At 52.0% G+C, this 20,736-nt stretch carries 21 protein-coding genes; 12 read left to right on the forward strand and 9 right to left on the reverse strand.

Going from position 1 to position 20,736, the window contains the following annotated elements:
• Position 1: 1 nt before the first annotated feature.
• Positions 2 to 280, reverse strand: coding sequence for an acylphosphatase (gene yccX, locus AC2FC2_RS00140; RefSeq protein WP_209632621.1), 279 nt, complete (start codon positions 278 to 280; stop codon positions 2 to 4).
• 92 nt (positions 281 to 372) lie between these two features.
• Here yccX and rlmI point away from each other — a divergent pair, with 92 nt between their 5' ends.
• A complete protein-coding gene (gene rlmI / locus AC2FC2_RS00145) occupies positions 373 to 1,563 on the forward strand; it encodes a 23S rRNA (cytosine(1962)-C(5))-methyltransferase RlmI (protein WP_265555116.1) in 1,191 nt (396 codons plus the stop codon).
• A 61-nt stretch (positions 1,564 to 1,624) separates the two neighbouring features.
• A complete protein-coding gene (gene hspQ, locus AC2FC2_RS00150) occupies positions 1,625 to 1,942 on the forward strand; it encodes a heat shock protein HspQ (protein WP_020826181.1) in 318 nt (105 codons plus the stop codon).
• Positions 1,943 to 2,002: 60 nt separating this feature from the next.
• Here the strand turns inward: hspQ and AC2FC2_RS00155 are convergent, their stop codons facing one another.
• A complete protein-coding gene (locus tag AC2FC2_RS00155; RefSeq protein ID WP_209632608.1) occupies positions 2,003 to 2,416 on the reverse strand; it encodes a CoA-binding protein in 414 nt (137 codons plus the stop codon).
• A 261-nt stretch (positions 2,417 to 2,677) separates the two neighbouring features.
• Here AC2FC2_RS00155 and AC2FC2_RS00160 point away from each other — a divergent pair, with 261 nt between their 5' ends.
• Together AC2FC2_RS00160 and AC2FC2_RS00165 are read left to right on the forward strand one after the other, a co-directional pair.
• The gene (locus tag AC2FC2_RS00160) at positions 2,678 to 3,349 is read left to right on the forward strand and encodes a DUF2057 family protein (protein ID WP_490658505.1); all 672 of its coding nucleotides are present in this window, start codon (positions 2,678 to 2,680) and stop codon (positions 3,347 to 3,349) included.
• 120 nt (positions 3,350 to 3,469) lie between these two features.
• Positions 3,470 to 3,928: a methylglyoxal synthase gene (locus AC2FC2_RS00165; protein ID WP_265555122.1), complete on the forward strand. Its 459-nt coding sequence runs from the start codon at positions 3,470 to 3,472 to the stop codon at positions 3,926 to 3,928.
• 33 nt (positions 3,929 to 3,961) lie between these two features.
• Here the strand turns inward: AC2FC2_RS00165 and helD are convergent, their stop codons facing one another.
• Complete coding sequence (gene helD / locus AC2FC2_RS00170) at positions 3,962 to 6,016, reverse strand: DNA helicase IV (RefSeq protein WP_490658506.1); 2,055 nt, start codon at positions 6,014 to 6,016, stop codon at positions 3,962 to 3,964.
• Between the two features lie 166 nt (positions 6,017 to 6,182).
• Here helD and AC2FC2_RS00175 point away from each other — a divergent pair, with 166 nt between their 5' ends.
• Both AC2FC2_RS00175 and yccS read left to right on the forward strand, forming a co-directional pair.
• Positions 6,183 to 6,635 carry a YccF domain-containing protein gene (locus AC2FC2_RS00175; protein WP_209632604.1) on the forward strand — a complete coding sequence of 151 codons (453 nt, stop codon included), beginning with the start codon at positions 6,183 to 6,185 and terminating at the stop codon, positions 6,633 to 6,635.
• Between the two features lie 26 nt (positions 6,636 to 6,661).
• Positions 6,662 to 8,797, forward strand: a complete 2,136-nt coding sequence (gene yccS / locus AC2FC2_RS00180; protein WP_209632603.1) for a YccS family putative transporter — start codon at positions 6,662 to 6,664, stop codon at positions 8,795 to 8,797.
• Here the strand turns inward: yccS and AC2FC2_RS00185 are convergent, their stop codons facing one another.
• Positions 8,798 to 9,457, reverse strand: a complete 660-nt coding sequence (locus tag AC2FC2_RS00185) for a TfoX/Sxy family DNA transformation protein (RefSeq protein ID WP_265555126.1) — start codon at positions 9,455 to 9,457, stop codon at positions 8,798 to 8,800. It lies immediately after the preceding gene.
• Positions 9,458 to 9,689: 232 nt separating this feature from the next.
• Here AC2FC2_RS00185 and sulA point away from each other — a divergent pair, with 232 nt between their 5' ends.
• On the forward strand, positions 9,690 to 10,196 hold the full coding sequence (gene sulA / locus AC2FC2_RS00190; protein ID WP_209632601.1) for an SOS-induced cell division inhibitor SulA: 507 nt from the start codon (positions 9,690 to 9,692) through the stop codon (positions 10,194 to 10,196).
• 358 nt (positions 10,197 to 10,554) lie between these two features.
• Positions 10,555 to 11,637 carry a porin OmpA gene (gene ompA / locus AC2FC2_RS00195; protein ID WP_061807249.1) on the forward strand — a complete coding sequence of 361 codons (1,083 nt, stop codon included), beginning with the start codon at positions 10,555 to 10,557 and terminating at the stop codon, positions 11,635 to 11,637.
• 95 nt (positions 11,638 to 11,732) lie between these two features.
• On the opposite strand, the gene matP is transcribed toward ompA, so the two are convergent.
• Positions 11,733 to 12,191 (reverse strand): macrodomain Ter protein MatP, encoded by a 459-nt coding sequence (matP, locus tag AC2FC2_RS00200; protein WP_209632599.1) that lies wholly within the window; start codon positions 12,189 to 12,191, stop codon positions 11,733 to 11,735.
• 209 nt (positions 12,192 to 12,400) lie between these two features.
• On the opposite strand from matP, the gene AC2FC2_RS00205 reads away from it, so the two are divergent.
• The 4 genes from AC2FC2_RS00205 (at position 12,401) to fabF (ending at position 16,666) form a co-directional block, all read left to right on the forward strand.
• The gene (locus AC2FC2_RS00205) at positions 12,401 to 14,152 is read left to right on the forward strand and encodes an AAA family ATPase (RefSeq protein ID WP_209632598.1); all 1,752 of its coding nucleotides are present in this window, start codon (positions 12,401 to 12,403) and stop codon (positions 14,150 to 14,152) included.
• Positions 14,153 to 14,220: 68 nt separating this feature from the next.
• Positions 14,221 to 14,739, forward strand: coding sequence for a bifunctional 3-hydroxydecanoyl-ACP dehydratase/trans-2-decenoyl-ACP isomerase (fabA, locus tag AC2FC2_RS00210; protein ID WP_012006178.1), 519 nt, complete (start codon positions 14,221 to 14,223; stop codon positions 14,737 to 14,739).
• Between the two features lie 128 nt (positions 14,740 to 14,867).
• Positions 14,868 to 15,395, forward strand: coding sequence for a winged helix-turn-helix transcriptional regulator (locus tag AC2FC2_RS00215; RefSeq protein ID WP_490658507.1), 528 nt, complete (start codon positions 14,868 to 14,870; stop codon positions 15,393 to 15,395).
• Positions 15,392 to 16,666 (forward strand): beta-ketoacyl-ACP synthase II, encoded by a 1,275-nt coding sequence (gene fabF, locus AC2FC2_RS00220; RefSeq protein WP_490658508.1) that lies wholly within the window; start codon positions 15,392 to 15,394, stop codon positions 16,664 to 16,666. The genes AC2FC2_RS00215 and fabF overlap by 4 nt, the downstream gene beginning before the upstream one ends.
• A gap of 64 nt (positions 16,667 to 16,730) precedes the next feature.
• Here the strand turns inward: fabF and rmf are convergent, their stop codons facing one another.
• The 4 genes from rmf to pqiA form a co-directional block, all read right to left on the reverse strand.
• The gene (rmf, locus tag AC2FC2_RS00225) at positions 16,731 to 16,901 is read right to left on the reverse strand and encodes a ribosome modulation factor (protein ID WP_071827009.1); all 171 of its coding nucleotides are present in this window, start codon (positions 16,899 to 16,901) and stop codon (positions 16,731 to 16,733) included.
• 271 nt (positions 16,902 to 17,172) lie between these two features.
• The gene (gene pqiC, locus AC2FC2_RS00230) at positions 17,173 to 17,730 is read right to left on the reverse strand and encodes a membrane integrity-associated transporter subunit PqiC (RefSeq protein WP_265555132.1); all 558 of its coding nucleotides are present in this window, start codon (positions 17,728 to 17,730) and stop codon (positions 17,173 to 17,175) included.
• The gene (gene pqiB, locus AC2FC2_RS00235) at positions 17,727 to 19,373 is read right to left on the reverse strand and encodes an intermembrane transport protein PqiB (RefSeq protein WP_209632594.1); all 1,647 of its coding nucleotides are present in this window, start codon (positions 19,371 to 19,373) and stop codon (positions 17,727 to 17,729) included. The genes pqiC and pqiB overlap by 4 nt, the downstream gene beginning before the upstream one ends.
• On the reverse strand, positions 19,360 to 20,676 hold the full coding sequence (pqiA, locus tag AC2FC2_RS00240; RefSeq protein WP_209632593.1) for a membrane integrity-associated transporter subunit PqiA: 1,317 nt from the start codon (positions 20,674 to 20,676) through the stop codon (positions 19,360 to 19,362). The genes pqiB and pqiA overlap by 14 nt, the downstream gene beginning before the upstream one ends.
• Positions 20,677 to 20,736: the final 60 nt, after the last annotated feature.

Genomic DNA, 20,736 nt, shown 5'->3' on the forward strand with positions numbered 1-20,736 from the left:
ATTAATAGCGAATGCTGAAACCTTGATAATCGGCCGTGCCGCGTGGCTCTACCAGTACGCGATCGACACGTGCGCTACGCGGGCCGCCATTTTTCAGCCATTCCACCAGCTTGTCTACCTGCGGTTGTGCACCGCAGGCCACCACTTCAACGCTGCCGTCATCAAGATTACGCGCATAACCGCTTAATCCCAACGCAGTCGCCTGATGCTGAGTGTTATAGCGAAACCCTACGCCCTGCACCACGCCATAGACATACGCAGCAATGCAAACTTGTGTCATAATCGACCCCCTTATCACTATCGTTTATGGTATTGCCTGTGTTTCCGTACGGCGATATCACTCTTTTTACCTAGCTGGCAGCATTCTTAATTATGACCGTACGCCTGTTTCTCGCCAAAGGACGTGAAAAGTCCTTACTCCGTCGCCACCCATGGGTATTCTCTGGCGCTGTTCAACGTATTGAAGGTAAAGCCCTTTCCGGTGAAACCATTGATATTCATGACGCCCAGGGAAAATGGTTAGCGCGCGGCGCCTACTCGCCAGAATCGCAAATCCGCGCCCGTGTCTGGACTTTCCAGCATGATGAAGAGATTAACATCGAATTCTTCATCCGCCGCTTACAACAGGCGCAAAGCTGGCGCGACTGGGTTGCAGAACGTGACGGGCTAGATGGCTATCGCCTGATCGCCGGTGAGTCCGACGGCATGCCGGGCATCACTATCGATCGCTTCCAGAACTTCCTGGTACTGCAATTGCTGTCCGCAGGGGCCGAATATCAGCGTGCTCCGCTGATTACCGCTTTGCAACACTGCTACCCGGAATGTGCCATCTACGATCGTTCAGATGTCGCGGTGCGTAAAAAAGAAGGTTTGCCGTTGGCGCAAGGCTTGGTTGTGGGCGATCTGCCCCCTGATTTGCTGCCAATCACCGAACATGGCATGAAACTGCTGGTCGATATCCAGCAAGGCCATAAAACCGGTTTTTACCTTGACCAACGTGACAGTCGCCTGGCTGCCCGCAATTATTCTGCCGGCCGACGTGTACTTAACTGCTTCTCCTATACCGGCGCCTTCGCCGTATCGGCACTGATGGGCGGTTGTACTCAGGTGATCAGTGTCGACACATCGCAAGCGGCACTGGATATCGCCAAACAGAACGTCGAACTGAACCAACTTGATCTGAGCAAAGCCGAATTTGTGCGTGATGACGTCTTCCAGCTGTTGCGTGCCTACCGTACCCAGGGTGAGAAATTCGATCTGATCATTATGGATCCGCCGAAGTTCGTCGAAAACAAGAATCAATTGGCCAGCGCATGCCGCGGATACAAAGATATCAACATGTTGGCGCTGCAGTTGCTGAATCCGGGTGGAATTTTGCTCAGCTTCTCGTGTTCCGGTCTGATGCCAACCGAACTATTCCAGAAAATTTTGGCCGATGCCGCTGTAGACGCCGGGCGTGATGTACAATTTATAGAGCAGTATCGTCAGGCTGCCGATCACCCGGTTATCGCGACTTATCCTGAAGGGCTGTATTTGAAAGGGTTTGCGTGTCGGGTGATGTAACTTGAAATACGCTGTTTTGCCCTCATATAGAGAGTAAGGCACTGTTTCTCAGGAGGTCATCATGATTGCCAGCAAATTCGGTATCGGACAACAAGTTCGGCATAAGCTGCTGGGGTATTTGGGGGTCGTGATTGATATCGATCCTGAATACTCTATGGAGCAGCCTAAAGCTGATGAAATAGCAGCGAATACTGACCTGCGTTTTGCCCCTTGGTACCACGTGGTGATGGAAGACGAAGAAGGGCAACCGGTGCATACCTATCTGGCGGAAGCACAGTTAGATGGGGAAGCGCAGGATGCTCATCCTGAACAGCCATCGCTGGATGAATTGGCGGAATCTATCCGTCACCAGTTACAAGCCCCCCGCCTGCGCAATTGATGTGCCAGGCCTGAGAAACACCCATAAGGGCCTGGCACGATGCCAGGCCTTTTATTTTATTTAGCGCTCTAGCCCCAAACGCGGGATCTCGATTTTAGGGCAACGATCCATCACTACTTTCAGCCCTGCCTCGGCCGCCAATGCCGCAGCCTGCTCATTAATGACGCCTATTTGCAACCACAATGCCTTGGCACCGATCGCAATGGCGTCTTGCGCCACCTCATAGGCCGCTTCTGAATTTCGGAATACATCGACCATATCTACCGGCTGTGGGACATCATTTAGCGTGGCATAGACCTGTTGACCGAGCAGTGTTTGCCCTGCCAACTTTGGGCTGACCGGTATAACCTGATATCCCTGCGAAAGTAGATAGGCCATCACACCAAAGCTTGGCCGGTTGGGTTTATCACTGGCGCCAACCAGTGCAATGGTTTTCACCTGCTGTAGCAGGCCGGCAATGTCATGATCTTGCATTCTCCGCTCCCAATTATTCACGGGTATTTTCCTACCTCGAGTGTAACCCATTGATCTGGGATCGGCTAAACGCACACGCATGGAAACTCCCAGCCATTTTTGCGGTCTGATGCTGTCACTGCCAGCATGTGCCGCGCCCAATAAATGTCAAAATAAATATAAATGTGTACATTTGTAAATGAAACGGTAATGCTGAAAAACTTTGACACAGTCTGTAGCCTGTTCAACACTAATAGCGATGCCACTTATAAGGAGATAACGATGAAATTTGGTCTGATGGTTGCGGGGCTGCTCAGCATCAGTATTAGCATGCCTGCCGTAGCTACGACCCTGAAACTCTCCCCCGACATCGACCTGTTGGTGGTCGACGGCAAGAAAATGACAGGATCGTTGTTAAAAGGTGCCGACAGTTTAGAACTGGATGGTGGGCAGCATCAGTTGCTGTTTAAAGTGGCTAAGTCAGTACGTACAGGGCAGAGCGACCGCACGGCTTACACCTCTCTGCCGCTGATTGCGACCTTCAATACGCAGAATGTGAGCTCCGTTGCTATTGAGCTGCCACGTATTGAAAATGTTCGGGATGGCCAGAGATTCGATAAAACACTTAACTATCAGGTTATTGATAAAAATGGCAACGCGCTGGCCATGAGGCACGACGTACTGCACCCTGATGGCGCTACGCTCAGTGCCGACCTGGAAAAAGTGATGGCGGATTACAATAGCCAGAATCGCCCAGCCTCAGTGCCGGCCTTTTCACAGGTTCGCGCCACCGCGCCAACCCCCCCTCTGGCCAGTGCAGCGTTAAACGCCCCCACGGTGACGCTGAAAGGTGAAAACGTTTCTGAGCAGATGCTGCAATACTGGTTCTTACAAGCAGACAAAGAGACGCAGAAGCGTTTTCTCCATTGGGCAAACAAGCAGCCTGTGCATTAAGCTTCTGGCGCCTTTTATCTAAAGGCGCGCTTTCTTCGCATTTTCAGGTGTAAACGCTAGGCAGTGAAAAGCAGTTTCAGTAATCTGTCGCACATCACCTGATTCGCGAAGGACACCAAGATGGAATTTACTACCCGCACTATCGCCGCGCGCAAACATATTGCGCTGGTGGCACACGATCACCGTAAACAAGCCCTGCTTGCATGGGTTGAAGACAATAAGTCCGTGCTGGAACAGCATCAACTGTATGCCACCGGCACCACGGGCAACCTGATCCAACGTGCCAGCGGTATTCCCGTACAAAGCATGCTGAGTGGGCCAATGGGCGGTGATCAACAGGTCGGTGCGCTGATTGCCGAAGGCAAAATTGATATGCTGATTTTCTTCTGGGACCCGTTGAATGCGGTTCCACATGATCCCGATGTGAAAGCGCTGCTGCGCCTGGCCACCGTCTGGAATATCCCCGTCGCGACCAACCGCTCTACAGCCGACTTCCTCATCGACTCATCGCTGTTCAAAAGTGAAGTTGAAATCGCGATCCCTGACTATCAACGCTATTTGCAGGATCGTCTGAAGTAACGATGAAGGCCTGGCCACCGCCAGGCCTCAGGTTTAAGGTTTCTTCTGCGATGGCACCCCGAGATCTTGCAGTTGTTCAACAAACACTGACGGACGCTCAGGATCCTGCAACAGCCACACTTGGTGTTTGGCGCGAGTCAACGCCACATACAGCAACCGCCGCTCCTCCGCATCTGGGAAGTCTTCCGGTTGAGGTAACAACACATCTTCCAGAACGGACTCACGTGCGACAGCAGGGAAGCCATCGTTGCCCTCGTGCAAACCGGCAATAATCACATATTCAGCCTGCTGTCCTTTACTGGCATGGATAGTCATAAACTCAATAGTCAGTTTGGGCCAACGGGTTGCGGCTTTGGACAACACTTGCGGTTTCAAATGATGGTAACGGGCTAATACCAAAATGCGCTCTTCAGGCTTAGCGTAACCACTCAGCTTATCCAATAAGTTCTCAAGCTGTTCATGCGGTAAAAGGGCCACCGATTTCTTATTGCCTTTACTCAGGCTGTTCAACGGTTTTTTCAGCTGATGAGGGTTCTGCTGCACAAAGCGATTCGCCACCTCACCGATACGTTCATTAAAACGATAAGTGGTATCAAGCGCGCACTGGGCACCTTCGCCAAAGTTCTCGGCAAATGCGGTGGTGAGCGTCAGTTCGGCACCGCTGAAGCGGTAAATCGCCTGCCAATCGTCTCCCACGGCAAACAGACAAGTTTGTTTATTCTGTTTACGCAGTGCAGCCAGTAATTGCGCACGTTGTGGTGAGATATCCTGGAATTCATCCACCAGGATATGCTTCCACGAGCTGACAAAGCGCCCTTTTTCCAAAATATTGACCGCCTGATGGATCAGACCAGAGAAGTCGACCGCACCTTCCTCTTTTAACGCCCCCTTCCAGGCTTTCAGCAAGGGTGCCATCAACCGGATGCGTTTTGAAAACAGGTCACGGACCTCTTCATCTGCCTGCTCTATCATCTCTGCCTGGCTACCCCCGTGCATGCGCATCAGCCCCAACCAGCGCTCGAGCCGCCCCGCCAGGCGTTCAGCCAGACGTTTGTCATGCCAAAAATCGCCTTCAGGCACCTCCCACTCAAGTTCTTCCGTTAACCATTGACGCCACCCTTTGGCCTGCGTTTTTTTCTCTGCACATTGCTGTTGCCAATGCGTCATCAGCAAAGCGCGCCGAGCCTTGCTGTCGGTTTCCAGCTTACTGATCGCCGGCACTTTACGATTACCCTGTTGGATGATCTGCAGCGCCAGGGCATGGAACGTTTTGGCCTGAATAGCCACCTTACCCAAACGCGCCTGAATACGTTCGTTCATCTCTTCTGCCGCCTGACGACCAAACGCCAGCAGCAATATCTGCCCGGGCTCAGCCTCCTGACGGCGCAGCAACCAACCTGCGCGAGCCACCAGCACCGAGGTTTTGCCGCTCCCGGCCCCCGCCAGTACCAATACGGAGTCTTCTCCATTGACCACGGCACGGCTTTGCGAATCATTCAGCGGTGAACTTTCGATGTTTTGGAAGAAATCGTGATGCGTCTCCAACATGCGTTCTGTCCACTGTTGATTGCGATGTGCAACGCTGCGTAAGCCGTGCTGCAACCATTGTTGGCAAAGCTGATAATCATCCCGACAGTTGTCGAACGTCTCAAGACGTGCCACCGGCATTGGCAGGGCGCCAAATGACTGGTGGATTTGTTGCTGTAATTTGCCCAGTTCGGATTTTTTAAACCACTTATCCTGTTGCTCGATACGTTGGATATGCTCAACCTGTTCTTGCAACACTCCCGCGCTGACCTCGCTCATCTCCGCGCTCCACTGCTGCCAGACCTGTTGCAAGTAATGATAGAAGCGCTGAGTTTCCTGCCATTCAGTACCATGCAAGCGCACGACTTTCTCATCTGGCAGCTCAAACTCCAGCTCGCCCCAGACGATACCGCGTTTGCATCTGACCTGAATTAATTGATTGAAAGGAATAAGGTATTCATGCTTTTCACCGCTCACCTCAACACCGGCGTGCAACAACCGCACACGATTGTAAGGATGCTGAGCCAGGTGTTTCCCCAGCGATGTCGCTTTAAGTTCCATATCGTCGCGCCATAACCATGTTGAGTTTAAATAACGGATACCTGCCAGTTTACCTGTGATAAGCAGTGGCACTCTAGCGCTAAAAAAAGGGTAGAATAGAATTTGCGTTTTGATACCAAGCGCAACCGCATCGCGGTTTGGCCATCATTAGAGCAGAATGACGACTATGCGTACTGTACTGAATATTCTTAATTTTGTGTTGGGCGGTTTTTTCACCACCCTTGGCTGGCTGGTCGCAACGGTATTTAGCGTTGTGCTGATCATCACCCTGCCACTGACCCGTTCCTGCTGGGAAATCACCAAGCTGTCTTTAGTGCCTTTCGGCAACGAAGCCATTCACGTAAATGAACTGTATCCGGAAAAAAGCAACGTGCTACTTTCCGCCAGCGGTTCGCTACTTAATATCATCTGGCTGATCCTGTTCGGCTGGTGGTTGTGCCTGTCACATATCGCCGCAGGTATTGTGCAGTGCGTGACAATTATTGGTATTCCGGTGGGAATTGCCAATTTCAAAATTGCCGCTATTGCCCTGTGGCCAGTGGGTCGTCGCGTGGTATCAGTTGAAATGGCACAACAAGCCAGAACTGAAAATGCACGGCGTCAGTATCAACAGCGTTAATTTTTTCTCCGTCTGAGGAGTTTTTCGTGCTTTCTTTTGCACCAGCAATACGCCGTTATGCCTACAACAGCAACCTGCTTTATGACCTGCGCATTTTTATCGCGCTGGCCGGCGCAGCCGCCGTACCTTGGTGGCTCGCCATCCCCAAGCTCACCATTCCGCTGACGCTGGGTGTCGTGGCAGCGGCATTGACCGATCTGGATGACCGTTTGACTGGCAGACTGCGTAATCTGGTGATCACGCTGGTCTGCTTCTTTGTTGCGTCCGCCTCCATTGAACTGCTGTTCCCTTATCCCTGGTTGTTTGCTCTTGGCCTGACCACGTCAACCTGCGGCTTTATATTGCTGGGCGCGTTGGGGCAACGTTACGCCACCATTGCGTTTGGAGCTTTACTGATCGCAGTGTATACCATGCTCGGCGCCTCGATGTATGACGCGTGGTATCAACAACCGACGTTGCTGATCCTTGGCGCTCTTTGGTACAACCTGCTGACATTGATTGGTCACCTGATTTTCCCCATCCGCCCTTTGCAGGAAAATTTGGCGCGTTGTTATAATCAGTTGGCGAATTATCTGGATGCCAAGGCCAACCTGTTTGATCCCGACGTCGAACATGATGCAGACTTGCCGTGGATGGACGTTGCCATGGCCAACAGTGCGCTGATGACGACGCTTAACCAGGCCAAGGTTTCATTACTGACCCGATTAAAAGGCGACCGCGGCCAGCGTGGGACCCGCCGCACATTGCACTACTATTTTGTTGCACAAGACATACATGAGCGTGCCAGTTCCGCCCACGTTCAGTATCGGGAGCTCAGTCGACAATTCCGTCATAGCGATATCCTGTTTCGTTTTCAGCGTTTGCTCAGTATGCAGGCGCGCGCATGCCAACAGTTGGCACAATCGATTTTGCTGCGGCAAAAGTACCAACATAACCCACGTTTTGAACCGGCATTTGGGCGTATCGATGAAGCGTTAGCGCAGATTACCGTTACCCCAGAGAACCGTGAGTTAACGAAAGCATTGACGCACCTGTTGAAAAATTTACGTGCGATTGACGCGCAGTTGGCGAATATCGAGTCTGAACAAGCACTGGCCAACGGCCAGGCGGAAGAAAACAGCTTGTCAGATGATCGTCTCACCGGCTGGAGCGATATTCGCTTACGTATTAGTCGCCATTTGACACCTCAGTCGGCCCTGTTCCGCCACGCCATTCGCATGTCAGTGGTGCTGTGCATCGGTTACGCCTTTATTCAGTTTACCGGTATGCAGCACGGTTATTGGATCCTGCTCACCAGCCTGTTTGTCTGCCAACCCAATTACAATGCCACGCGTCGCAGGCTTGCGCTGCGTATTATCGGCACGCTAGCCGGTATTCTTATCGGCCTGCCAATTCTCTATTTCGTGCCTTCGATTGAAGGACAAATGGTGCTGATTGTTATTAGCGGCGTCCTGTTTTTCGCTTTTCGAACCGTGCAGTATGCGCATGCCACCATGTTTATTACCTTACTGGTGTTGCTGTGCTTTAACCTGCTGGGTGAAGGCTTTGAAGTGGCCGCCCCCCGCGTTTACGACACCATTTTGGGGTGTGCTATCGCTTGGGCAGCGGTCAGTTTCATTTGGCCAGACTGGAAATTCCGCCAATTACCGGCAATCGTCAGTAAAACAATGAACGCAAACTGCCGTTATCTGGACGCAATTTTGGTGCAGTACCATCAGGGTAAAGATAACGGCCTTCCATACCGCATCGCCCGCCGGGATGCGCACAACAGTGACGCAGAGTTGGCCTCGGTGATTTCGAATATGTCTGCCGATCCCAAAGCCAATAAAGAGGTTCAGGATGCAGCCTTCCGGCTGCTGTGTTTGAACCACACATTACTGAGCTATATCTCAGCGCTGGGTGCACACCGTGAACGACTGAATAATTCCGCAACGCTGGATCTGCTGAACGACGCAGTATGTTATGTCGATGGTGCGCTGCATCTGGAAGAACAAGACAATCTGCGCATTACCCAGGCTTTGGAAAGCCTGGCTGAACGTATCCAACACGCGGCACCAGAACCGGAAAGCAAAGATCAATTGGTATTGCAGCAAATTGGGCTGGTAATTGAACTGTTGCCAGAACTCACGATGCTTAATGCACAAATAGGCAAATCGGCATGATTATTCGGGGTCTTTTATGAGGCCCCTAACGTCTGGATGATGCCCATGACGAAGCAACGACACGGTTCGCTCAAACCAACAGGTCAACTCGCTACGCAATTCAGAAGGTAAAGCCGCATGGTGATAACCGGCAATAGCCCCACCCAAGGAAAGCAGCACCCGTAGACCCAGGTTATGTTGCTGCTGCAATAAGCGAAGATAACTACGTTTAGCACCGTTCAACCGCAAGTCATAGACATTACGAATACCCGCTCGCCAGAGTAAACGCTCCATATTGATATCGATGTTTGGCAAGGTTTTAAGCCGACTCTGGTTATCTGTTTTGACTTGGAGCTCTCTGCGAGCTTCGCGAATAGCCTGCCAGGCGAGCCCGACGAGTTCATCGCGATCCCGCCACAAAACCTCATCCACCCAGTAATAACGCATGGTAATTGGCACCCCTCGCTTGGAGTAAACCATATTGACCATCCCGCGTGCACGAAAGGCGGGTTCCAAGGAATCCGTCGCCCGAAGGTACAGTTCTCCTTCAGCGATCAAGGCGAACATGACGCCGTCGGCCAGTAGCCCGTAACCACCGAATTGCGAGCGTGTAGTGATAACCCCTAATGCGTAAAAACAGGCTTTGGCCTGTGCGACCATTCCCGATGATGTCCCTTTCATAATGTTCTCCTGGTGTGAGTTACCGTCCTATCATTCCCCTCATCAATGAAATAAAGGTAACGTGAACAAGTAATTAGAAAAATACGCACTATCCGCAGCGATGCCAATCACTAAAGTTCATCGTCTAAAAAACAATCGCGATTATGAGACCTACTACGAATATTTGGGTTGATCTTATTCACAACAGGATGTACTGTATAAACATACAGTGACACTACGGGCGGGATACTTTATGCGTACTCAATCACTCTACAAACCCCATTTCAGCCACACCTCTTTTGCGGTGAACAATGCTGCAGAAAATACAGATGCCGGCAAAAAGAATGGCCTTATCAGTGAACTTGTTTACAACGAGCATCAGCCCGCTGTGGCACAATTGTTATTGCCCCTGTTGCAGCAACTAGGTCTGCAATCTCGCTGGCTGTTATGGCTGACTCCGCAACAAAAGCTGAGCAGATTATGGTTACAGCAGTCTGGGCTGCCGGTCGAAAAAGTGGTGCAGCTTAGCCAAATCAGTTCGCTAGATACGGTTGAAGCAATGGAAAAGGCGTTGCTGACAGGTAACTATAGTGTCGTACTTGGATGGCTACCCGATCTTACAGAAGAAGATCGTCTAAAATTAAGGCGTGCGGCAGAATTAGGTAACGCTTATGGGTTCATTATGCGTCCTCAACGTGACATAAACCCGGTTCACGGACACTGTTCCACCCTAAAAATTCACTCTTCTTTGTATCATTAAGTAAATTTAGGATTTTTCCCATCATTTTCATCACCCTCTAAGGGAACCTTTCAGGGATCAGGGACAAAGCGAGTGCGGCTGCGGTTCCGCACCAAAAAACGAGCGTAGATTTGCTCGTTTTTTGGTCGGTTAATGTTAGCAAATATGTACAATTCTGCGTTTTTTTTTAGAGCTTTATCACATCACACTTGTAACTTTCGCGCCACGTTGTAGACTTTACATCGCCAAGGTTGCTCTATAACGCCAGATAAACTGGCCGAGTAACAAACGAGGGCTCAAACCTTGGCGAAGGAATTTAACCAAGGGCTTAAAACAGCTTTAAAGCTCATTGCCTATTTGGATGATAACGAGGCGCAAAATGAAAAAGACAGCTATCGCATTAGCAGTGGCACTGGCTGGTTTCGCTACCGTAGCGCAAGCCGCCCCAAAAGATAATACCTGGTACACTGGTGCTAAACTGGGCTGGTCCCAGTACCATGACACTGGTTTCTACGGCAACGGTTACCAGAATGGTATCGGCAATGGTCCGACCCATAAAGATCAACTGGGTGCTGGCGCGTTCCTGGGTTACCAGGCGAACCAATACCTGGGCTTCGAGCTGGGCTATGACTGGCTTGGCCGTATGCCTTACAAAGGCAGCGTGAACAACGGTGCTTTCAAAGCGCAGGGCGTTCAACTGGCCGCTAAACTGAGCTACCCAATCATGGACGATCTGGACATCTACACTCGTCTGGGCGGCATGGTATGGCGTGCAGACTCCAAAGCTAACTACGGTGCAACTGGCCAACGTCTGAGCGATCACGACACTGGCGTTTCTCCGTTGGCAGCTGTTGGTGTTGAATACGCACTGACCAAAAACTGGGCTACCCGCCTGGACTACCAATTCGTTAGCAACATCGGTGATGCAGGTACTGTCGGCGCTCGTCCAGACAACACCATGCTGAGCCTGGGTGTTTCTTACCGTTTCGGTCAGGATGATGTTGTTGCTCCAGTTGCTCCAGCACCAGCTCCAGCTCCAGTTGTTGAAACCAAGCGTTTCACTCTGAAGTCTGACGTGCTGTTCAACTTCAACAAATCTACTCTGAAAGCACAAGGCCAACAGGCTCTGGACCAGCTGTACACTCAGCTGAGCTCTATGGATCCTAAAGATGGCTCTGTTGTAGTTCTGGGTTACACCGACGCAGTTGGTTCAGAGCAATACAACCAGAAACTGTCTGAAAAACGCGCACAAAGCGTTGTTGATTACCTGGTATCTAAAGGTATTCCTTCAGACAAAATCTCTGCACGTGGTATGGGCAAAGCTGATTCCGTCACTGGTAACACCTGTGGCTACAAAGCTGGCCGTGCTACCAAAGCACAGATCGATTGCCTGGCACCAGATCGTCGCGTAGAGATCGAAGTTAAAGGTATCAAAGACGTTGTAACTCAGCCACAAGGCTAAGCTACCGCTCTTAGTAAAAAACCCCGCATTGCGGGGTTTTTTTTCGTCCAGAACATGTGAGATTAGCAATAACAATGCTCTCGCAGGTTATCAAGTTATTCGTCGTCTTTACCAAGAATCGCTTTTAGATCCTGCTTCAAAAGCGACATCTGGCTCGCATATTTCTCTTTACGTTCCGCATCTTCAATCAGCTGTACCACTGTCTCTGACAATGTTACCCCTCTGCGACGGGCAAGTGCGGCAAGACGTTGCCAAACTAAAAATTCCAGATCGATGGATTTTTTACGCGTGTGTTGATGTTCTGCGTTAAAATGACGTTTACGTCGTGCGCGGATTGTTTGCTTCATCCGGTTATCCAATTCCGGATTCATGTGGCGGCTAATCCACGTAAGCACTTTTACCGGCTCATTTTCCAGTTTAAGCAGCTCGTCAATGGCTTCCTGAGCAACGCTGTTTTCAATGTGACGGGTAATAGCTTCCCCTTCCCGGTGCTTTTTCACCAGGTACTTCCATTTCCAACCGCTCTCCAGATTTTCCAGTTGCTGATATTTCATCGTGAACTCTTCAGTGACCGCGTAACTTTATTAAGCATAACAGCTTTGCGCCGAATTTCCCTGGCAATTGCGCCCCCTTTTAGACTGTTTTTTGCACAGTCGCCTCGTGATGTCAAACTCCCGGACACCAACTTCTACTCTGCATGTATCAAGCTGCCGTTATTCTTGTATAATCGCCCTTTCCCTTTTTGACGATTGCATCTAACACTTTGACCAATAACCGACTTGAATGGCAATCACTGTTGCCGGACGTTACGCCTTATCAAGCGATATTTGATACCGCCGCGCAGTTGGCTCCCGTGTCCTTTGCCTCTATTCAGCCACGTCTGGAAAATGCACTGACGCTGTTTTGCCACCCACAATCGCCACCGCGTTTCATGCTGTTGAAAGCGCAGGAGACGCGTGAGTATTTGGCGCTGATCGCCCATGCGGTTGAGCAACTGCAACCTAACAATATGGCGTTCAAGGGCAGTCACTATGTGATCCAAGGTAGCAAGGTAAGTGTAGAACCTGCCAGCCGCGGTGATGAGCCATTTTCCGCCGGGGGCGCCTGCGTATTTCAGGAGTGGGTTGAACCAGAACAGTTGTTTGGCTGCGTCAGGATCCACAATGGCGAAATCAGCCTGCAACCCGGCCTGGTGCATCAGGCCAATGGCGGTGTACTGATCCTGTCGGCACGTGCCCTGCTAGCCCAGCCGCTGCTGTGGTTGCGTTTGAAGCAGATGATCACCCAACGTCAGTTCCACTGGGTTTCCCCAGATGAAACACGTCCTTTACCAATCACTATTCCAGCGATGCCGCTGGAGTTGCGGTTGATCGTGGTCGGAGATCGTCACGGTCTTGCTGATTTCCATGATATTGAGCCGGAACTGAGCGAACAGGCAGTCTACGGTGAATACGAAGAAGATTTGCAACTCACCGAAGTTGATGACATGGTTCAATGGTGTGGCTACGTCAATGCACTGATTGATGAAAAGCAACTACCGCCTTTGGCAGCCGATGCCTGGTACCCTCTGATGATACAGGCGGTACGTTACAGTGGCGATCAGGGTAACTTGCCACTATCCCCGCTGTGGCTCGTCCAGCAGCTTTCTGAAGCGGCACTGTATGCCGAAGAAGAAAGCATCACCGCCAAAGCGTTTGAAGCCGCGTTAAATGCGCGTGAGTGGCGTGAAAGCTACCTTGCCGAACGCATGCAGGATGAAATTGAGCTGGGCCAAATCCTGATTGAGACGGAAGGCGAAGTCATCGGTCAGATCAATGGCCTGTCGGTATTAGAGTATCCAGGTCATCCACGCAGCTTCGGTGAGCCCTCTCGCATCAGCTGTGTCGTCCACCTTGGCGATGGCGAATTCACCGACGTCGAGCGTAAGGCTGAGCTTGGCGGTAATCTTCATGCCAAAGGCATGATGATTATGCAGGCGTTTCTGATTTCAGAACTTGAACTAGACCAACCTCTGCCCTTCTCCGCGTCAATCGTCTTTGAGCAATCTTACGGTGAAGTCGATGGCGACAGCGCATCACTCGCTGAATTGAGTGCACTGATCAGCGCACTGTCACTGCAGCCGATCACACAGCAAATTGCGGTTACCGGTTCTGTAGACCAATTCGGTAATGTGCAGCCCATCGGCGGCGTCAACGAGAAGATCGAAGGCTTTTTTGAAGTTTGCCAACGCCGTGGTTTGACGGGTAAACAGGGCATAATCCTGCCCGCAACCAACGTGCGCCATCTGTGTCTACGCCAGGATGTGGTCGATGCGGTACGCGAAGGCCAATTCCATCTGTGGGCTGTCGATAGCGCCGCGGAGGCCTTGCCATTACTCACCGGTTACCCCTACTCTGATGAACAGCAGCCGAATCTATTAGCTGCCATTCAGGAACGGATTGCACAGGTGAATCCGCAGGAGCGTCGGCGCTGGCCATGGCCGCTTCGCTGGCTTAACTGGTTCAACCACGGCTGATCGGACTTGTTCAGCGTACACGTGTAAGCTAATCTGCGCCCTTCAATAAAATAAGGTTTACTGAGAACATGGTAGAAAAACGCGACTCCTATACGAAAGAAGACCTCGAAGCATCCGGCCGTGGCGAGCTGTTTGGCGCTGGTGGCCCACCGTTGCCGGCAGGTAACATGTTGATGATGGACCGCGTGGTCAAAATGACCGAAGACGGTGGTACGCACAACAAGGGTTATGTGGAAGCGGAACTGGATATCAATCCGGACCTATGGTTCTTTGGTTGCCACTTTATCGGCGATCCGGTGATGCCGGGCTGCCTGGGTCTGGATGCCATGTGGCAATTGGTCGGCTTCTACCTCGGCTGGTTGGGTGGCGAAGGTAAAGGCCGTGCACTGGGCGTGGGTGAAGTTAAATTCACCGGCCAGGTGCTGCCAACCGCGAAGAAAGTGACCTACCGCATTAACTTCAAACGCGTGATCATCCGTAAACTGATTATGGGTGTCGCTGATGGTGAAGTTCTGGTCGACGGCCAGGTCATTTACACCGCAAGCGATCTGAAAGTGGGCCTGTTCAAGGACACTGCTGCGTTCTAACCGCAGTCACGGCGGCCCTTCCCGGTCGCCGTTTATTTTCCCGCCGTGATTATGTTGTGCCTTCATATACGCACATTTATAACGGCTAAATAGTAACTACAATTATTGTAGTTACTGAGAGGTGTGCCATGCAAAAAACCCGTTTTGATAACATGCCATGCCCGGTAGCCCGCACTCTGGATCGTGTCGGCGAATGGTGGAGTATCCTGATACTTCGCGATGCGTTTCATGGCTTATCCCGCTTTGATGAATTCCAACAAAGCCTTGGGCTTTCGCCCACGATATTGACTCGCCGTCTAAAGGGCCTGGTGGAAAGCGGTATTTTGTATAAACAGCGCTATCAAACACGGCCCGTTCGCTATGAGTATCTGCTCACCGAGCGTGGCAACGATTTTTTTCCCGTGCTTGCTGCGCTGTTTCACTGGGGTAACACCCACTTGGCCGAAGACGGTATTAGCGCAGAATTGGTCGATCGCCGTACAGGACAACCGATACGTGTACAACTGATCGACAGCATCACCCAGCAGCCTGTTGCGCTGCATAATATTACTTTGGCACCAGGGCCTGCGGCGACAGAAGGTATGCGCCAACGCGCAGCCCTGATGCAGCAGAACCTTTCTGCATTCCCCCCAGAATCATCCAAGGAGTCACTATGAACACTCGTCGTATAGTCATTACCGGCATGGGTGCCGTTTCGCCATTGGGATGCGGCGTAGAGGCTATCTGGCAGCGTCTGCTGAAGGGTCAGTCTGGCATTCGCCCATTACCGGAAGAAATCGTTGCTGACCTGCAAGTGAAAGTCGGTGGCCAGGTACCTTCGTTAGAACAAGATGCCGAGGCTGGCTTCGATCCCGATCGTTCTGTTGCGCCAAAAGATCAAAAGAAAATGGATCGCTTCATTCTCCTCGCCATGGCAGCCGCAGATGAGGCTATTCAACAAGCAAGCTGGGTAGCAGACACCGAAGATAAGCAGGAACGCACTGCAACGGTGATCGCCTCCGGCATTGGTGGTTTCCCAGCCATCGCCCAGGCGGTACGCACCACCGACAGCCGAGGTGCCAAACGCTTGTCGCCTTTCACCATTCCTTCTTTCCTGGTGAACCTGGCAGCGGGTCACGTTTCAATTAAACACCAGTTTAAAGGCCCGATCGGCGCCCCTGTGACAGCCTGTGCAGCGGGCGTACAAGCCATTGGCGATGCTGTCCGTATGATTCGTAACGATGAAGCCGATATCGCCCTATGTGGCGGTACAGAAGCCGCAATCGACACGGTAAGTCTGGGTGGCTTTGCGGCAGCGCGTGCCATGTCTACAGCGCCGGCAGATACTGCAGTGGCGGCTTCACGACCTTTTGATAGCGAACGTAACGGTTTTGTTATGGGGGAAGGTGCCGGCATGCTGGTGATTGAAACACTGGAACATGCGCTGGCTCGGGGAGCGACCCCGTTGGCGGAAATTGTTGGCTACGGCACCAGTGCAGACGCCTATCACATGACCTCTGGAGCCGAAGATGGCGACGGTGCCTACCGCGCAATGAAGATTGCCCTCAAGCAAGCAGGCGTAACGCCACAACAGGTACAACACCTGAACGCGCACGCAACATCCACGCCGGTGGGGGATTTAGGGGAAATTAACGCCATTAAACATCTGTTCGGTACAGATGGCGGTATAGCCGTCACCTCGACCAAATCTGCAACGGGTCATTTATTGGGTGCTGCTGGTGGATTAGAGACTATTTTTACCGCGCTGGCACTCCGCGATCAGATTGCACCAGCCACGCTGAATTTGGACAACCCAGACCCGGCTGCTGCAGGGTTACACCTGGTAGCGAAGAAAGCGGAATCAATGGCCATGACCTACGCGCTGTCGAACGGCTTTGGTTTTGGCGGTGTGAATGCCAGTATTTTGCTGAAACGTTGGCAAGGGTAATAGTACCTGAAACAAAAACCTCCGCGCTTGGCGGAGGTTGTTCCTTTTTTTGACAGGGAGCCGCTTAAGCGGTCACAGCCCTGTCTTCCATGGCTTCTCGCCAACCTCCCAGCCACTGAGACCGGGCGTCCACCGATGATTGGTAGGGACAATATTCCCTGGAACGCCCTAAAATACCTGCTTGATAACCTCTCGAATGCGCCCTTTCCAGACGATCGCGTTTCTGTCTCTTCATGCCTCGTTTCCCTCATTTTTTGGTCTGGTGGAAAGAAAACAATGGCTGCTTTTTGCGCAGCCACGTTTAACCAATAGCGCTAAATGACGGGAAGATCAATGCGCAAAATTCACGCCAATGTCATATTTGTGAACTACACACGTAGAATTTGCTAAGTGGCTGATATGCCAAAAATAAGTTAATGCATTGAAATAAAACAAAAATCCCTCCCAACCTGTAAATGTAAAATTTCACGTTGGGAGGGATTAGACTCTTTTAGTACAAATTATGACTAAAAACGACCGGCCTGGGCAGCAATGTCCTGTGCTTCTTGCTGCCACCCTTGTGCCAGCGTTCGCACAAGTGCATCGTAGCCGTCTTCACCCTGCTTCAGTTCCAGGTTGAACGGTCGTTTGGTCAGTTGACCTTGATGGTTCAGCACCCACTCGCCGCGAATAATCGCCTTGCCATCAAAACGCCCATGGAAGCCGCTAACGTTGACGTTAAGTACGTCCTGATCGCTGCTCATCGGCTGAGAAGATACGACCCAGCCTGGCATCGCGCTGCTCAAGTTAGTCACCAATGTCTGCTGCAACTGTTGGTCAAGCGGACTGGCCCAGAGGTTGTTCTGGGCGATCACGTACTGCACATCATTGGTTTGGTAAACCACACCACTTTGTGCCAAATAGTCCGCTACGCTTACATGCTCCAGCCACAGTTGGCGCGACGTCGCTCCCCCGCTGACCTGCGCCGGCGTACCCAATGCCGGCAGTTGATAGTAGGTTTTCTGTGGCGTACTGCTACAGGCACTGAGCAACAGCGCCAGGGCTACCGGAATCCATTTCATCATTTATTGGCCTTCTTCGGCTGAGGATCATTACTGCCCGCGGCTTCAAATACCAGCGCGTTGCTCTTTTCGTTCAGGGTACGCAGCACGGGTTGCAGTTCGCGCAACACCTGATCGAGACGCTGCATATCGCCGACCATCTTGTTGTAGGCCGGTGAACCTGGCTGGAAGCCTTTCATGCTGCGATTCAGTTCCTGCAGCGTTTTCTGCATATCCTGCGGCAGCGCCTTCATTTCTTTGCTGGCAATGATGTCGTTCAGCGATTGCATGGTCTGCTGTGTCGACTTCATGGTCTTCTGGCTTTCCGCCAGCGTTTTGGTCGCCTCATTGATCATCGGATTTAACGGCATCGCGTTGATCTTATCCAACGTCTGCATCAGTTTCTGTTGGATCTGCGCCAGACCGCCGCTGGTGGTCGGCATCAGTGGGTAACCGAACAGCTCGCGCGGCCCTTTCCAGGCTTTTTCTTGCGGGTAGAAATCAAGATCGATATACAGTGAACCGGTCAGCAGGTTGGCTGACTTCAACGCGGCGCGCATCCCACGAGCTTCAGCATCTTTCAGATGCCCTTCAATATCGAAATTGCCACCCAGCTGTTTCTGGAAGCGATCCGGTTCGATCCTGATCAGGACCGGAATACGATAATCGTTATCCAGTCGTTGCATCATGCCTTCTTTATAGAATGGCACCTGCGCCACGGTACCCAAACGGATGCCGCGGAACTCGACTGGCGCACCCGGCTGCAGGCCGCGAATCGAATCGGAGAAGAACATCAGGTAATCTTTGTGTACGGTGTACAGCGAATCCTGGATGCTGCGTTGGTTATCGAACAGCTGATATTCCGTCTTCTCTTTCGCCTGCTCACCGCGATCCCAGCCGTCCGGCACGTCAAAGCTGACGCCGCCGCTGAACAAGGTCGCCAATGAGCCCATTTCTACTCGCATGCCCTGCGCGGACATATCAAAGGCCACGCCGCTGTCTTTCCAGAAGCGAACATTGCTGGTCACAAGTTGATCATAAGGTGCGGAGACAAACAGCTGATAACGCATGGCACGCATTTTCGGATCAAAATAGCTGGTCTCTACCGAGCCGACACGGTAACCGCGGAACAGCACGGGGTCACCGGCATTCAACTGACCCGATTTTTCGCTGTCCAGTATGATGCGCAACCCTTTGGCATCTGGAGACGCCAATGGCGGTGCATCCAGCAGTTGATAGTCACTCTTGCCTGCTTTGCCTTTATTGCCCGGTTGCAGCTCGATATAGGCACCGGAAAGCAACGTGCCCAGACCGGAAACCCCCCCGCGGCCAATCTGTGGCTTCACGACCCAGAAAGCCGAGTCCTGGCGCAACAGTTTTTCCATACCGGAATTAAGGCGCGCCTCGACCACAACCTTGCTCAAGTCTTCGCTCAGCGTGACCGTCTCCACAATACCGACGTCGACACTGCGGCTTTTTATTTTCGTTTTCCCTGCCTCCAGCCCTTCTGCGGTGGTGGTGACCAATGTCACGACCGGGCCTTGGTGGCTAAAATGGTAGAACAGGATCCAGGCGCCGATCAGCGCAGTGACGATGGGGATAATCCACACCGGCGACCAGCGCTTGATCTTTTCAACGTCCGCGACGTTATGATTATTTTCCGTCACCTTGCGGCTCCTTTTTTATCGTTTCATTTACGCGATCCCACGTCAGGCGGGGATCAAACGTCATGGCAGCAAACATAGTGAGGATCACCACCATGGCGAACAACAGCGCGCCAGTAGCCGGGTAAATACTCATCAATTGTCCCATCCGTACCAATGCCGAGAGTACGGCAATCACAAACACATCGATCATTGACCAGCGGCCAACGAACTCAACCACTTCATAAATCAGGTGCATCCGTTCGCTATCGGCCCGGGGTTTATGCCTGCCGTTGGCATCCCAACATAGCCAGCCAATCGCCAACATTTTCAATGAGGGTACCATGATGCTGGCAATGAAGATCACCATCGCCACCGGATAAGAGCCTTCTCCCCACAGCAGGATCACCCCAGCCATGATGGTTGAGGTAATTTTATTACCCAGCGCCTCAGTGACCATGATAGGCAGCAAATTCGCCGGAAGATACAGCATGATCGAGGTGACAAGCAGTGCCAACGTCCATTGTAGGCTGTGACGGCGGCGAACGTAGCCCTTGGTATGGCACCGTGGGCAGCGGGTCAGTTCAGCCGGCAAGATCGCCGTGCAGCATTGGCACGAACGCAAGCCCTGGCGCAATCCGATACGGCCTACCGTCATGGGACGATCGTGTCGCGGCGCCGGTTCAATATCATTCCATAACCAGCGGCGGTCGACGCACTGGAAAGCTCGCACCTGCAACAGGCAAAACAGGCAATAAGGCACAAAGCTGCTGCCTACGCCAATATCACCGTAAGCCATCAGCTTAACGAAGCTGACCAGCACCCCGGCCAGAAAAATCTCCACCATGCACCAGGTTTTAAACTGGAACAGCAGTTTGGCCATCCACTCTTTCAGGCCGATAGGAATAGGTACCCTGGCGCACAAAAGAATGATCGCCACCATGCAAAATGCCGGGATCAGTTGAACGAACACCATAAACAGCGTGGCCATGCTGGCGTAGTCTTCCGCCACCATCACCTGCGGGATCTGGATCAGTTTGATTTCGTTACCGAGACCGGCAACACGCATATTAATAAAAGGGAAAATATTCGCCAGCAACAGCATGAACAATGCACTGAGGGCGTAGCCGATCGGCCGCTTACGCGGTTCATCCCAGCGGGAGCTGAGCGTCGTTTTACAACGCGGGCATACCGCTTTTGAACCATAGGCCAGCGGCGGCAATGCCACCAGCATGTCGCACTGCGGACACAGCATCAGGTTGTCCTGTTGCTGTTGTACGTGCGTTGCGTGGCTGTGCTGCTCGTGATTCTCGTGGGAACACACCATAATCCTCCTTAACAACGTAGCTCACCGGTACGGCAATACCGCCCGCAGCAGCGCGCGGGC

The sequence above is a fragment of the Serratia sp. CoH_122_TC_1 genome (assembly GCF_058191755.1).